This is a genomic window from Mycolicibacterium sp. XJ870 (genome assembly GCF_053483975.1).
Window position 1 is genome coordinate 142734 of the sequence record NZ_JBEFTI010000006.1, and the last position, 14012, is coordinate 156745.

At 65.5% G+C, this 14012-nt stretch carries 13 protein-coding genes and 1 tRNA gene; 8 read left to right on the forward strand and 6 right to left on the reverse strand.

Annotation, left to right across the window (positions count from 1 at the left end):
• The first annotated feature begins 147 nt into the window (after window positions 1-147).
• Window positions 148-221: transfer RNA gene (locus tag ABQF30_RS21500), tRNA-Leu, on the forward strand.
• A gap of 180 nt (window positions 222-401) precedes the next feature.
• Here ABQF30_RS21500 and ABQF30_RS21505 read toward each other — a convergent pair.
• On the reverse strand, window positions 402-1661 hold the full coding sequence (locus ABQF30_RS21505; protein ID WP_448467515.1) for a hypothetical protein: 1260 nt from the start codon (window positions 1659-1661) through the stop codon (window positions 402-404).
• A gap of 408 nt (window positions 1662-2069) precedes the next feature.
• On the opposite strand from ABQF30_RS21505, the gene ABQF30_RS21510 reads away from it, so the two are divergent.
• A complete protein-coding gene (locus ABQF30_RS21510) occupies window positions 2070-2816 on the forward strand; it encodes a DUF2637 domain-containing protein (protein ID WP_448467517.1) in 747 nt (248 codons plus the stop codon).
• A 262-nt stretch (window positions 2817-3078) separates the two neighbouring features.
• The gene (locus tag ABQF30_RS21515; RefSeq protein WP_448467519.1) at window positions 3079-3723 is read left to right on the forward strand and encodes an LGFP repeat-containing protein; all 645 of its coding nucleotides are present in this window, start codon (window positions 3079-3081) and stop codon (window positions 3721-3723) included.
• 86 nt (window positions 3724-3809) lie between these two features.
• Here ABQF30_RS21515 and ABQF30_RS21520 read toward each other — a convergent pair whose 3' ends face one another.
• The 4 genes from ABQF30_RS21520 to ABQF30_RS21535 form a co-directional block, all read right to left on the reverse strand.
• Window positions 3810-4724: a TAXI family TRAP transporter solute-binding subunit gene (locus ABQF30_RS21520; RefSeq protein ID WP_448467521.1), complete on the reverse strand. Its 915-nt coding sequence runs from the start codon at window positions 4722-4724 to the stop codon at window positions 3810-3812.
• A gap of 27 nt (window positions 4725-4751) precedes the next feature.
• The gene (locus ABQF30_RS21525) at window positions 4752-6119 is read right to left on the reverse strand and encodes an MFS transporter (protein ID WP_448467523.1); all 1368 of its coding nucleotides are present in this window, start codon (window positions 6117-6119) and stop codon (window positions 4752-4754) included.
• A gap of 153 nt (window positions 6120-6272) precedes the next feature.
• Entirely contained in the window at window positions 6273-7685 is a 1413-nt protein-coding gene (locus tag ABQF30_RS21530) for a sensor histidine kinase (protein ID WP_448467525.1), read from the reverse strand.
• A 1-nt stretch (window position 7686) separates the two neighbouring features.
• Window positions 7687-8346, reverse strand: a complete 660-nt coding sequence (locus tag ABQF30_RS21535) for a response regulator transcription factor (RefSeq protein ID WP_448467527.1) — start codon at window positions 8344-8346, stop codon at window positions 7687-7689.
• A gap of 214 nt (window positions 8347-8560) precedes the next feature.
• On the opposite strand from ABQF30_RS21535, the gene ABQF30_RS21540 reads away from it, so the two are divergent.
• The 3 genes from ABQF30_RS21540 to ABQF30_RS21550 all read left to right on the forward strand — a co-directional run bounded on the left by ABQF30_RS21540 (window position 8561) and on the right by ABQF30_RS21550 (window position 12384).
• Window positions 8561-9187, forward strand: a complete 627-nt coding sequence (locus tag ABQF30_RS21540) for a hypothetical protein (RefSeq protein ID WP_448467529.1) — start codon at window positions 8561-8563, stop codon at window positions 9185-9187.
• 122 nt (window positions 9188-9309) lie between these two features.
• Window positions 9310-11196 carry a hypothetical protein gene (locus tag ABQF30_RS21545; protein WP_448467531.1) on the forward strand — a complete coding sequence of 629 codons (1887 nt, stop codon included), beginning with the start codon at window positions 9310-9312 and terminating at the stop codon, window positions 11194-11196.
• 39 nt (window positions 11197-11235) lie between these two features.
• Window positions 11236-12384, forward strand: coding sequence for a zinc-binding dehydrogenase (locus tag ABQF30_RS21550; protein ID WP_448467533.1), 1149 nt, complete (start codon window positions 11236-11238; stop codon window positions 12382-12384).
• A gap of 73 nt (window positions 12385-12457) precedes the next feature.
• Here ABQF30_RS21550 and ABQF30_RS21555 read toward each other — a convergent pair whose 3' ends face one another.
• Window positions 12458-12769, reverse strand: coding sequence for a GNAT family N-acetyltransferase (locus ABQF30_RS21555; RefSeq protein WP_448467535.1), 312 nt, complete (start codon window positions 12767-12769; stop codon window positions 12458-12460).
• Between the two features lie 88 nt (window positions 12770-12857).
• Between ABQF30_RS21555 and ABQF30_RS21560 the strand changes: the two genes are divergently transcribed.
• Window positions 12858-13049 (forward strand): hypothetical protein, encoded by a 192-nt coding sequence (locus ABQF30_RS21560; RefSeq protein WP_448467537.1) that lies wholly within the window; start codon window positions 12858-12860, stop codon window positions 13047-13049.
• A 52-nt stretch (window positions 13050-13101) separates the two neighbouring features.
• Window positions 13102-14010, forward strand: a complete 909-nt coding sequence (locus ABQF30_RS21565) for an alpha/beta hydrolase (protein ID WP_448467539.1) — start codon at window positions 13102-13104, stop codon at window positions 14008-14010.
• Window positions 14011-14012: the final 2 nt, after the last annotated feature.

Here is a 14012-nt window from a genome sequence, read left to right on the forward strand (position 1 = left end):
AGGTCAAAGGGTTGAAAGCGGTCGTCTGACAGGGAAGATCGATGGCCGCGCAGGGGTTCTCGAACGGCGCAACAAAGCTAGGTACAAAATTCAGGAGACTACCTTCTGACCTGCATTCACACGGACCTAGATAGACTCCCGGCTCAAGCGGGTGTAGCCCAATTGGCAGAGGCAGGGGACTTAAAATCCCTGTGTTGTGGGTTCGAGTCCCACCATCCGCACCGCTGCATGGATACGGGATTTGAAAGCTGGCATCTCTACACAGCGTGAACCGTCCTGGTCTGGATGGAAGGGTCTCCATCCAGACCACGACGGTTCAGTTCGAGTCCGACTGGGGGCACCGTAGGGGCGCCGCTAGGGCCGGTAACTGAAACACTTCATGCCAGTCCGGGGAGCGAGCGTCATTCGGCGTCGGCGTTGGCCTTTGTCGACTTCTTGCCGGTGGCCTTGCTGACGGCGTCGCTCACCTTCTTCTTGGTCTCGTTGATCCGGCTCTTGAGCGACTTCGGTGCAGATGATCCCTCGCCGTTCGCTCTGGATGCACTATCACCGCCGTCAGCATCCGCCTTGGCACCTTGGCTGGAGTTGAGGCTGGACCGGACGAGGCTTCGCTGCTTGTTGGCCTTGATCCCGTCACTGATCGACTTCGGCGCTGACGCTTTGGTGTTCTTCGCTTTGGCTGCGCTGTCCGTGTCGCTTGCAGCAAGCACATTCGTGACCGTCGGGGGCGGATTCAATGGGGTATTGATCCGGATTCCCGGTCCAATTTGTTCGACGACCCGATTGACCAATCCCACTGCGCCCGCGATCGACAGGTAGCCATTGCCGACGGTCACGGTGTTGCCGCATTGCCCCGTGCCGCACTCTTCGGTGATAAACGGCGGCTGAACATTGAATGCCAGGCTCAGGCTTCCGCCAGATATCCCCTCAACAAAATCGCCGACCCGCACGATGCTGTCGCTGCCGTTCGGAAACCCGAACGGGTTGCCGACGGCGATGGCCGCAACGCCAGAGCCGAAGGCTTGGACATCGTTACGGTTGCCGAAGAGATTGAGCGCTGCCGAACCGAAACTCTCATCGCCTTCCAAGCCGCCGGCCCACACGCGCATGTCTTTCGTGGTTCCCTCGACGGCATTGGCATTTCCGCCGAGGTTGGCCGCAAGGTTGAAGCTGCCGAAACTCGCGTCAACGTTGCTTGTTCCCAACTCTTCGTTTTCTCCGCCGAGCCATGGCTCTACGGCGTTGCCGAAGTTGAAGGCGAAGTTGGCAAAGTCAGAATTCTGCCCACCTGCAACTGCGGATACGTTGGTGCCTTGCGCCATGGCCCAGCTGAGGAGGCCGTCTGTGTATGCCTCCGAACCGGTGCCGCCCGCCCAGGCGGCGGTGAGAGTACCCGCAGACGCTGCAAAAGCGTCTCCCAAGGCAATGGCGCCGGTGATGAACCCACTGGAACTCGCAATCGCGTTCGGCCCTAGGCCGAGTGCGAAGTTGCCCAAGGTGCTCGAGCAGCCCCCGCCGATATTGATGCCGCTGATTCCCGCGCACCATGCGTGCGCGGGTGCGGTCGCGCCGAACGCTCCGACGGCCATAGCCGAGGCCACTGCAGCTGCTATTCCTGCCTTGGTGAGTGTGTCCTTGGAGATATTCAGACCCTTACCCATCTCTGTTCCTTCCTCCCGAGGAAATTGACACGAACGCATACGACGCTATGTCGGAAGGTGATCATGCGGACGTGTTCCTAATTGATTAGTCGCGAATATTTTCGAACGAAAATATTTGTGGCCGTCGAATCTACGTGGTAATCCCGGTCGTCTACCAAACGATTGGCAAACAGTGCTCAAATTCGACGTCGTCAGTGAGAATAATTGGCAACCTTTCGCGTCGTTGCTGCAATTGCTGCGTCAAAATCGCACACTACGTTGACCAATGCATCTGCCATATCGGCTAGCTGTTTCTGTTGTGGGATACCAACGCCCAACACTGGCCGCCGACACCCCAGGTACGGTCCGCTGCGCCAAGTGTGTCGGTGCCGGCGGGTACGTTCCGGCGGGCACAGAAAGGGGCAGCGAATGACCATGGGACCGAGTTCGCCGGCGGTGTTGCGGGTTACGCGGGTCGCGGCGGTGGCGATTACCGCTGCGATCGGGGTGGGCAGCTTCGTGTTGTCATTCGCCGCATTGCGGGATCTGGCGGCGCGGGCGGGGTGGCCGCCCAACCTGGCGTCGGTGTGGCCCCTGATCGTCGACGGCGCGATCCTGATGGCGACGATGGCGGTGGTCGCACTGGCGCCATACTCGGATCGGGACCGGGACCGGCGGTTCTTTTGGGCTGTGCTGGTCGCCTCGGCGGCGGTCAGCATCGGCGGCAACGCGCTGCACGCGGTCATCCCGAAAGGTGTTCCGCTGTCGAGTTGGCTGGCCGCCGCTATCGCGATGGTGCCGCCGGTGATGCTGCTGGCTTCTACGCATGGACTGTCGCTGTTGGCGCGCGTGCGGGCACAGGAGGTGGAGGTGGCTGCCGACGTGAGTGTGCTGCCGGAACACATTGCTGCCGAACCGATTCCACGGCCGGTGCAGCAGCGGGAGGAGCCGGCGGACCGGTGGTCGGCGCTGACGGCGGCGATCACCGAAGGCGATGCCGTCGAGGGTGTCGAACCGAGCGCGGTGACCGACGTGCTGCGCTTGACCTTTGAGCGGGGGCTGCCCAACAGGTCCATCGCCCGGCAACTCGACATCGAACCCAGAACCGTGGCGAAGATTGTCACCGCTGGTGAGCGGGTACTGCAATCGAGAGTGGTGACCGCTGACGCTTCCTGACATCTGGCCACTCCCGCGGCGAGCAGGACTCCGGCTGCGACGCGGTGAATGAGGCCAACGGAAACTAGCTGACGAATTCGGGTGTTGCCCTGCCTGACCAGAAGATTCGTTCGCTGGACATGGCCTGATAAGAACCCATGCGAGCGCACAGCAAATCTGTCATCAGCCCGCATGTCGGCGAGGCATCCCAAATGTGGGCCTGCCATCCCAAATTTCCAAGCACGTGCTGACGAGTCGTGGCCCCCGGTGTTACGTTCAGCAAATGAACACAATGCTGATGAAACGTACAGGCGCGGTAGCTGCAGCTCTTGCGATCTCGGGGGCGGCCGGCGTTGCGTGCTCACAAACAGAAGATGCCGCCAAGGACGCGATGTCGAGTGCATCGAGCGTCGCATCGTCGGCCGTCGATGCCGGCACGAGTGCGGTCGAGTCCGGCGCCAGCGAAGCCTCAAGCGCGGTCGAGTCCGGCGCCAGCGAAGCCTCAAGCGCGGTCGAGTCGGCCACCGGCGGAGCGCCCAGCACGCTGAACGCGCCCGGTGTCGGCGACGTGACGCTCGACGGCCCCACCGCAGACGCATTCGCCAAGGCCGGCGGTGAGGCCACGCTGGGTCTCCCGACTGCGCAGCCGGAGAAGGTGGGCGACGGCACGGTGCAAGCTTTCGCCAACGGCACCATCTATTCCTCGCCCTCGACCGGCGCACACGTGGTGCAGGGCGAGATCTTGAGGGTCTATACCGAAAACGGCGGTCCGGCAGGCCAGTTGGGCTTCCCCACTGCCGACGAGGCCGAGACGGCCGGAGGACCGGACGTCGCCAACGGTGGCTGGATCAGCGAATTCCAGCATGGCACGGTCACCTGGCTGAACCGCGGTGGCGGTACGTTCGCCGAAACCATCACACCGAAGTAAGCACCGCTACAGTTCGACGATCCGCGCACTCGTACAGGGGCGCGAGGCGGTCTGGACGGCGGTGTCGCGCAAGTGACGCCGCCGTCTCAACCGTGTCTCCGCCGATACTCCGCAGCCGCTCCGGGATGCAAAGCGACCGGGCCGGTCTGGATCAGTGATTGGGCATCGAGGAACTGGCTCCCGACTGCCTGTGTCGGCACGAGCGATGACGGATCGTCGAGAAGAAGATCGACGATGGCGGCGACGATGTGGTCGGGAACATCTCGGCGTACCAACAGCAGATTGGCCACCCCCACGGTGACCACCGCCGGGTGGCGACCGTACACGTCGGCCGGCACCGACACGGGCTCGTAGGTGGTCCCGTACGTCTGCCGCAGCGCGGGTACCACCGATGCCAGGTCGAGGAGTCGGATGCCGACGCTCAGCTCGCCGAACGCGGGGGTGGGCAGGCCTCCGGCCCACATGGCCGCGTCGATGTCGCCTGCGGTGAGCGCGGCGGCGGCATCGCTCATCGTCTGTTGCACTTGGCGAACAGCGCCCGGCTCGGCCAATCCGGCGGCGACTAGAACTCGCTGCGACAGCGTCGTCGCACCGGAGCCCGGCGCACCGACGCTGACGACGCGTCCCCGCAGGTCCGACGGCGACCGGATGGGGGAGTCGTCGCGCACCGCGACCTGAAAGTAATTTTCGTAGACACGCCCGACGGCCATCAGCGCGTCGGGACTGTCCTGCGCTGTGTCGCGCAGGCTCATCGCGAACTCGGCACGTCCCGATCTCAATGCTTCGATGTTGTCGGCTGAACCGTTGGTCTGCAGCGGTTCGATGTGCGCGGTCGCCGATCGGGCGCCGGCCGCGGCGAGCAGACCGGAGAACTCCCAGAAGAAGCCGCCCGGCTCGCCGGCCGCGAGACGCACAGAGTCGTCGTCGCCGGTGCGGCAGGACGCGATCGACAAGCCTGCCGACAGCATCGCGATGCCCCGGAGGACAGACCTTCGGGACATCGACGACACAGTCGGCAGCCTAGAACGTCACACGAACGCGCGGCCCTGTTCGCGATCGAGCGCCGTCTCGGATTTGTTCTTCAACACGAACAGGTAGACGAACAGTGAAACCGCGATGACGACGGTGACGTAGCCGATGAACCACGTGACGTGGCCACCGCTCTTGGCCGCCTGGTAGATCAGCGGCGCGGTGCCACCGAAGGCCGAATTCGCCAGCGCGTAGCCCAGACCCACTCCGAGTGCCCGTACGTGCGACGGGAACAGCTCTGCCTTGACGATGGCGTTGATCGAGGTGTACCCGGTCAGGATCACGTAGCCGACGCACATCAATGTCAGAGACATTGCCACTGAGGTGGTTTGGGGCAAGACGGTGATGAGTACGTAGGTGTAGACCACCGCTCCGAACCCGAAGAACAGCAGCACGGGCTTGCGGCCCACTTTGTCGCTGATCAATCCACCGATCGGCTGGATCGCCATCAGGAAGGTCAACCCGATGAGATTGATCCACGTCGCGGTCATGCCATGGTCTTCGTAGGCGGTCTTGACCATCGCCGGGGCGTTGACGCTGTAGGTGTAGAACGCGATGGTGCCGCCAATGGTGACGGCGAAGCAGGTGAGCAGGGCCCGCCAGTGATGAGCCATCAACTCTCGGATCGAGCCCGAGCCGTCGTCCTCGCCGCGCCGTACCGCATCGAGCTGTTCGGGGGTCAACGATTCGTCCATGCTGCGCCGCAGCCAGAACACCACCACCGCAGCCACACCGCCGATGAAAAAGGCGATGCGCCAACCGAACTCCTGAATCTGCTCACGTTCGAGGAACGTCTGCATCACGAGCAGGGTCAGCTGCGCCAAGACGTGGCCGCCGACGAGCGTGACGTACTGGAACGAGGAGAAGAATCCGCGTCGCTCACGGGTCGCCGCCTCGGACATGTATGTGGCCGATGCTCCGTACTCCCCGCCGGTGGCGAATCCCTGAACCAGGCGGCACAGCACCAGGATGACCGCGGCCCACACGCCGATGCTCTCCCGGCCCGGAGTCAGAGCGATCAGCAGTGAGCATGCGGCCATCAGCGACACGCTGAAGGTCAACGCCGCACGACGGCCGCGGCGGTCGGCGAAACGGCCGAAGAACCACGAACCGACCGGGCGCATCAGGAAGGTGACCGCGAAGATCGCGTAGATGTAGATGGTCGAGTTCTTGTCCGCGGAGTCGAAGAACTGACTCTCGAAGTAGGTGGCGAACACCGTGTAGACGTAGACGTCGTACCACTCGACGAGGTTGCCCGAGGACCCGCGCAACGTGTTGAAGATCGCGCGGCGGGTGGCGGCCGGCGACGACTCGGGTGTCGTCGACGCGGCACCGTCGAGCGGCTCACGGATGGCCGAACTGGTCATGACTGTCTCCTTGTCCGTGACGGGCTGTGGCGGGACCGGAGCCGCCGACATCGCCGTCGCGACCCCACTGTGGTGGCAGTCACAAGGTCTTTGGAAGGCGCGGGCGCGATCCCTAACACTCCCTTAGGACGAAACTCATTCGGCCCTGCGGTCTCAGTCAGCAGCGGGGAGCCGCAGGTCGATGCGTAACCCGCCGCTGCTGCCGGGGCCGATGCCGAACACCCCACCTGCGCGCTCGGTGAGCGCCCGAGCGATGGACAGGCCGAGTCCGGTGCCCTGACCGTTGGTGTTGGCGGCCCGGAAGAAGCGGGTCGCGATCAACGGGAGGTCCTGCTCGGATACCCCGCGACCGTTGTCCTCCACCCACACCGCGACGTCGTCGCCGACACGTCGGACCCCGATATCGACGTGGGTACCGGTGCCGGCGTACTTCACCGCGTTGCTCAGGACGATGTCGAGGATCTGGGTGAGGTCGCGGTCGGGGATGCTCGCGAACAGCGGACCGTCGGAGGCATCGGTGACGCTGGCCTCGATGCGGGCCTCGGTCAATGCCGTCGACCAGAAGTCGTGGCGCTCGGTGATGGCTGCCCTCACATCGGCGCTGCGGACTTCGCCGTCGGGGTCGGGGCGTGTCTCGGCGGTGGCCAACGCGAGCAGGTCGGCGACGATGCCCTCGAGTCGATCGACTTCCACCGCCGCCTTGTGATGCGCGGCGGCTGACGATTCCGGCAATGCCATGCCCAGAGTGTCGAGTCGAATCCGCAGTGCTGCCAGCGGGTTTCGGAGTGCATGTGCTGAATCGGCGACCAGCCGACGCTGAGCGGTGGCGGCCGCTTCCACATCACGGGCCATCGCGTCGAAGACGGCCGAAAGCCTGCGAACCTCCTGCGGGCCGGCATATCCGCCCACAGTGTCGGGGCGCCCGTCGTCATCGGAGCCGCCCCCGGGAGCGCGATCGAGAACGCGGTGGCCGAGGGAGGATACTCGTGCGGCGAGCTCGGTCAGCGGTCGAATCGTCCAGCGCGACAGGGCCAAAGCAATCAATGATGCAACCGCCAGCAATGCGACCGCGCCGGCAACGATCAGCAGCCATGCCCGGGTCACGTCGCCTTTGGCGGCGGCGGTGGAGGCGGCCAGCACGACGGCGCCGTCGACCTGTGTGCCGGTTCCGACTGGTACCGCGATCAATACTTGTGCGGGAGACCAGGGGGTCAGTGTGCCCGGAACGCGGCTGCGCTGATTGCGCAGGGCTTCCGAGACGGCGCCGGCGACGTCCGGTGAGGTGGTGCCCGACCCTGCCGATGCCCGTGGTTTGCCACTCCTGTCGACGATGACGACGGGCTCTCCGTAGAGCGTGTAGTAGCGGTCGACGGCCTGCTGGAGATCGATGTCCTGGTAGCCATCCTGTCGCGAAGCCAGGCCGGCGAAGTGCGAGGCGGCGGCAAATCTGTTCTCGCCGAACCGCTGCAGGCGTTCTCGGCTGAGGGTCACTGCCAGTGGAATCGCAAGGCCGATGACGGCGATCGCGGAGTAGATGACAAGAACCAGCAGAACACGCCGCCACATGTCACAAACTCCACCGGTAGCCGTATCCGCGGATGGTCGTAATAGCTTGCGGCCGACCGAGCTTGGCGCGCAGCGACGTCATGTGCACGTCGAGACTGCGGGAGATCGCCACGTAGGCGTCACCCCAGATCGCATCCATCATTTCCTGCCGGCTGACCGCCTCGCCCCGGCGGGACACGAGGTAGGCCAACACCTCGAATTCTTTGGGCGCCAGAGAGATTTCCTCGCCTCCGACTTCAACCCGCCGGGCATTCAGGTCGACGATGATGTCACCGGACTCCACCGTGTCCGGTTCCTCGTCGACGGCTGAAATACGCCTGCGCGCGGCGACCTCGATGCGGGCGCGCAGCTCACCGAGGCGCGCGGGTTTCACCACATAGTCGTCGGCGCCACCGCGCAGCGCCCGTACCACCGAACGCTCGTCGTCGCGGGCGGTCAACACGACGACGGGCACCTGGCTGACCACTCGCAGTTGCCGCAGGACGGTCATCCCGTCGGCGTCAGGGAGGCCGAGGTCGAGCAGCACGAGGTCGACGTCGCGGTGGCCGAGCAGAAGGTCGGCGCCGCGGCGCATCCGGACCGGCGAGTGGCCCACCTCGGCGAGCGCATCAACCAGCGCCTCACCGACGCCGTCGTCGTCCTCCACCACCGCGATCCGCATCGGGTCAAAGGTACGACAGCTGCGCACCGGTGAACGCGTCCGGCGATTTTCTCCTGAGGGTTCCGGTCGGCGCGCCACGTGTGGTCATCCGATGCAAATGGGCGATGATACGCATGTGTCTGCTGAGGCAAATGTGACTAACGAACCGACCAGTGAAACGCCAGCCGAGCAACCGGCGGGGCCAGCTCCGTCGAATCGGCAGCGCTCGTGGTCGATGCCGAAGCCTCCGCTCAGCCGCGAGCAGACCGACGACATCGGCCGCGCCCTGTCCAGGGCCATATCCAGCGTCGCCGGGTTCATCGCGGGCGCGGCTCGATACGGCGCGACCGCTGCCGCGAAGATGTGGCGTCGGCTCGAAGTGGTGCCTCCGGCGGCCAAGCTGTTCTCGCTTGCGGTCCTCGCGTTGCTCCTCGGAATCTCCGGCGCTATCGCGCTCGACAACGCTCTGGGCGTGCTCTGCACAGTCATGGTGGTGCCGGTGTGCGCCGGCGTTCTCGGTGCGCTCGGGCACCGCTGGTACAGCAGACTCGGCGCAGAGACAGCCCCGCAGCGCACCGATGCCTACCCGGCTGAGCCGGCCGATTCGGAACTACAGCGGTCGGCGCAATACGTCGACCGGAAGCTCACGCTGGCACTCACCTCCTTCGGTACCGAACAGCATCAGCAGGCGGTGATAGCGCTCTTCCAGGCCAAGACCGCGGTCGAACTCACGCTGGGAACCGAACAAGACCTCGCCAGCTACGGGGACCTCACGCTCCGCCCGGACGACTACGGCCTGCGGCCGCGGATCCGGGGCGGGTCGAGCTCGACGCCGCGAGAAGGCAACTCGCTGGCCTCCTGACCGCGCGTCACCGCACCCGGGTCGACGACGCTGTTGCGCACCAACTGATCTCGCCGAATCTCGCCCGGAACCCCGCGCTGACCCGTTAGCGTCGCTAAAGGTTCGACACAGGGGGAGTGGGAATGACGCGAGTAGCAGCGTGGGTTGGTGCCGGAGTTTTCACGGCGGGACTGTCGGCGGCCGTGCTCGCCGGTGCGGGGACCGCCAACGCCGACGAGGACGGCGCGTCGAAGCAAGACGCGAAACCGTCGGCAACGCAGAACGACAACCAGCGGCCCAACCACCGGAAGACCCGCTCGGTGAAGCAGCGGGCGAAACCCGAAGCCGCGGACAGTACGAGCGCAGACAAGACCGATAACACCAAACAACGACGAACGCGCACCGAGGAATCCGACCGGCCTGCGCGCCAGTTCGCCGATTCGGTTCGGGCGAAGGCCCGCACCGCGATTCAGGATTCCACCCGCGACGTTCAGAACGTGGCACGCGACATCGGCGATACGGCCCGCGAGCGCATCGAAGACACCACGCGCAACGTCATCGAGACCGCACCGCGCACCGCCGAAGTCCGGGTCCGGCCGCCGATCAGCATCCGGTCGGCGCTCGCCGCACCACGTGAGCGCCTTGAGCCGGCGTGGCGACTCAACGCGGCTGCCGAACAACCCGACATCCCCGTCGCGAAGACGCTGCGTACCGCCGCGACGCCGGCCCAAGACGATCCCGTCGAGACCATCCACGACGTGCTGCGCAGCCTCGGCGCGCTGGTGCTCAATCCCGAGCCGCAGAACTATCCCAAGCCGCTGTCGGCAATCGGCGACGTCGTCTTCGACACCCTCGCCACCCTGGAACGGGCCGTGGGCGGCGACCCGGTGGTACCGCCGGCACTGCGCGACTCGGTCGAGGTCAGCACGTCCACGCTGGTCATCTCCGAAGGGCACGAAGTCGAATCCAACTGGTATTTCCCCACCTCAGCGGAGGGGGAACCGGCACCCACCCGGCTGATCTACCTGCAGCACGGCTTCCTGGCGAACGGGCCGCTCTACAGCTATACCGCGTCGTATCTGGCCGATCAGACCAACAGCATCGTCGTCACCACCACGTTCACGTCCAACCCGTTCGAGGCCGACGGCATGTGGTTGGGCGGCGACAACCTGCACGAGGCGGTCGCTCAGCTGTTCCTCGACCCGGAACGCACGGCGCTGAACGCCAGCATGGACACCGCGGAGTTGAAGGCCGGCCGCACCGGCGACGTCGACGTGCCGACGCAGTTCGTCCTCGTCGGGCACTCGTTGGGCGGCGGCTTCGCCCCCGGGGTTGCCGGGTATTACGCCGAGGGCCTGGTCGCGCGGCGTGCGGCCGGCGAAGAGGCACCCAACGATCTCGACGGCGCGGTGATCTACGACGCGGTGCCGATGGGCTCGATCATCCCCGACGCCATGGACCGGTTGGACGAGCTGGAAACGAACGGGACCGCCGACCCCAGCGACGACGACCCAGCCGACTACATCCCGATCTACGAGATCGGCGCCCCGCTGAACTTCCTGAACGTGTTCAGCGACGTCAACGACCAGCTGTCGGAGGCCAGGCCCGGGCAGTTCACCGGCGTGGTGCTCGAAGACGGCGTGCACATGGACCCGATGCAGGGCGGTAATCCGCTCATCCAGGTCGCCGCCTACGCGATCGCCGGATTCCCGCAGCCGCAGAACCCGCTGGCGGTCCGCGAACTGTCCACCGGGTGGATCAACGACATGTTCGACGAGAAGATCGATCCCGCTACCGGGGCCTGCAGTAGCGACTGCGCGGGCCAATACGGCGACGGCGACGACTCTTTCATCATCTCCACGCCGGAGGGTGACGCAGTGGCGGTGCTGATCGGCTCCCAACGGGCCACCGACCTCACGTCGTTGCGCGCGATCAGCGTGACCGACTTCGTCACCGCCATCCCGGCCGGAGTGCTCAACGGCCTGCAGACCACCTGCGACCTGTTCTCAGGGGGCAGCTGCCCGGTGTAGGGCAGGATTGGTGGTGGAGGCAAGGAACGAGGTACACCCATGACCAAAGCGCTACCCGAGACTGCTTTGGAATTGCGGTCGTTGGTGACCACGGACGGCACGCTCGAGCTGTCGTTGGATGAGGTTCCCGTTCCAGATCCGGCGTCCGACGAAGTCGTGGTCCGGGTCGAAGCGGCGCCGGTCAATCCGTCGGATCTGGCTCTGCTCATCCCTGGTGCGAACATGTCGGCGGCGACGGTCGCCGGTACGCCGGAGCGTCCGATCGTCACCGCACCGCTGGCGTCAGGGGCACTGGCAGGTTTGTCGGCACGCGTCGGTATGTCGTTGCCGGTGGGCAACGAAGGCGCGGGCACCGTGGTGGCGGCGGGGGATTCTGCGCACGCGCAAGCCCTGCTCGGCAGGACTGTGGGGATCGCCGGCGGCGCGATGTACGCGGAGTACCGGGTGATGAATGCCGCGGCGTGTCTGGTGCTGCCCGAGGGGGCGACGGCGAAGGACGGCGCATCGTCGTTCGTGAATCCCCTCACGGCGCTGGGAATGGTGGAAACCATGCGCCGCGAAGGACATTCGGGACTGGTTCACACGGCTGCGGCGTCGAATCTCGGCCAGATGCTCGTCAAGATCTGCCTTGCCGACGGCGTGCCGCTGGTCAACATTGTCCGCAAGGCCGAACAGGAAGAACTGCTGCGTGGGTTGGGGGCGGATTACGTCTGCAACTCGGCGTCACCGTCGTTCGAGGCGGACCTGGTCGAGGCGCTCAAGGTGACATCGGCGACGCTGGCGTTCGACGCCATTGGTGGAGGCACCCTGGCAAGTCAGATCCTCAACGGCATGGAGCAGGCCGCCAACGCGACCGCGACGGAGTACTCCCGATACGGTTCGACCGTCCACAAGCAGGTCTACATCTACGGCGGCCTCGACACGGGCCCCACCGTCCTCACCAGAAAGTTCGGCATGACATGGGGTGTGGGTGGTTGGCTGCTCACGCCGTTCCTCTCCAGTGCGGGGCAGGACACCCTTGCCAGGCTTCGTGCCCGCGTGGCCGCGGAGCTCACCACGACGTTCGCGAGTTCTTACACCCGGGAGGTGTCGCTGGCCGGCATGCTCAAGCCCGACGCGTACAACAGCTATCTCAAGCGCGCGACGGGGGAGAAATTCCTGGTGACTCCTCAGGCAGCGCCGCGTTGAGATTGCGCACAGGGTCGTGGTTCTTCGAGGATCGCAGCCTTGACTGCAATCTCAACGCCCTGGCCGGCACACCTCACTGGGAGTCAGTGATATCCGCATACTCCGGATGCTTATCGATGTACTCGGCCACCATCCAGCACGTCGGGACGATCCGCAGGCCGGCAGCACGCGTGGAACGCAAGGCTTCGGCGATGAGGATCGTCGCCAGCCCGCGACCGCGGTACTCAGGCTGAACCTCGGTGTGCGGAAAGATGCGCTGGCCGTCGCGGTCGTGGTAGTCGGCGAGCCCTACCGTGGCGCCGTCGACCGCGATCGTGAACCGGTCGGGGTGCTCGGTGACAGTCGTGCCGGCACCGGTTCTGTCGGGTTGCGTCTCGGAACTCATTTTGCCTCCATTCGCCGATACCCCACGATAACCACAGGCAGCTGTGCTGGCTCAAATCCGTTTCCCGCGAAGGCATTACACTGCGGACATGGCACAGAGGCGCCTCGCACTCGCGGGCCTGGCGTTCGGCGTCCTGGCTCTGGTCGCCGGGGGGCTGCAGCTATGGGCCTTCATTGACACCGATCGAACTCGGCATGCCGTGGTTGCGGTGTTCGCGTTGAGCGTCGGGATATCGGTGGCTGTGGCGGCCGCGCGGTCACTGTGCCGAAAGACAGGGTGACGCCTGCGCGTCGGGCTGATCACGTGGCGTGGGCCGCATTACCGTGGCGTCGGTGAAACTCGGGCTCGACGAACTGATTGACCCTCGGTTGGCGCCTCATGCAGAGGAAGTTCGTACTTTTCGTGCAGGGCAGGCCGATGCGCGTGGCCCGAGCGGCTGGGACGGGCTACAAGAGGTCCGCGCCCGGCGGAGCGCTGCCGCGCCGTGCGATCCGCCTGCCGAGACCGCGGTGGTCGAGTGGGGCGGCGGCAGCGTGCCGGTCCGGATCATCACGCCTGTAGGCGGCCAGCCGACGGGAGTGTTCGTCGACATTCACGGCGGCGGCTTCTACATGGGCTCCGCCGCTCACAACGACCTATATAACCGACACCTCTCCGACAGCCTCGGACTCGCGGTGGTGAGCATCGACTACCGGCTGGCCCCTGAGGATCCGTGGCCGGCCGGGCCCGACGACTGCGAAGCCGTCGCGCTGTGGCTCATCGATTCGGCCGAGAGCCGGTTCGGGACAACCCGGCTCATGATCGGCGGCTTCTCGGCCGGAGCGACCCTCGCGACAACAACCTTGCTGCGCCTGCGTGATCGAGGCCTGGATCCCTTCGCGGGAGCAGTCCTGCAATGCGGTACCTACGATCTCAGTGAGCAGACGCCAGCAGGCCGTCTCATCACCGGCGAGTATTTCCTCGAGGCCTATGTCGGCCAGGTGCCCGATCGCACCGTCCCGGACGTGTCCCCGATCTACGCCGACCTCCGCGGCTTACCGCCACTCCTGATGATCGTCGGCAGCTCCGACATCCTCCTCGAAGACAACATGGCCATGGCCGCTCGACTGTCAGCCGCGGGCGTCGACATTGACCTGCGCATCTACCCCGAAGCGCCGCACGGTTTCACATCTCACCCGACCACCATGGCGTCCGTCGCCCTCCGCGACATCGACACCTGGCTTCGCGCGTCGAGCGCCTAGGC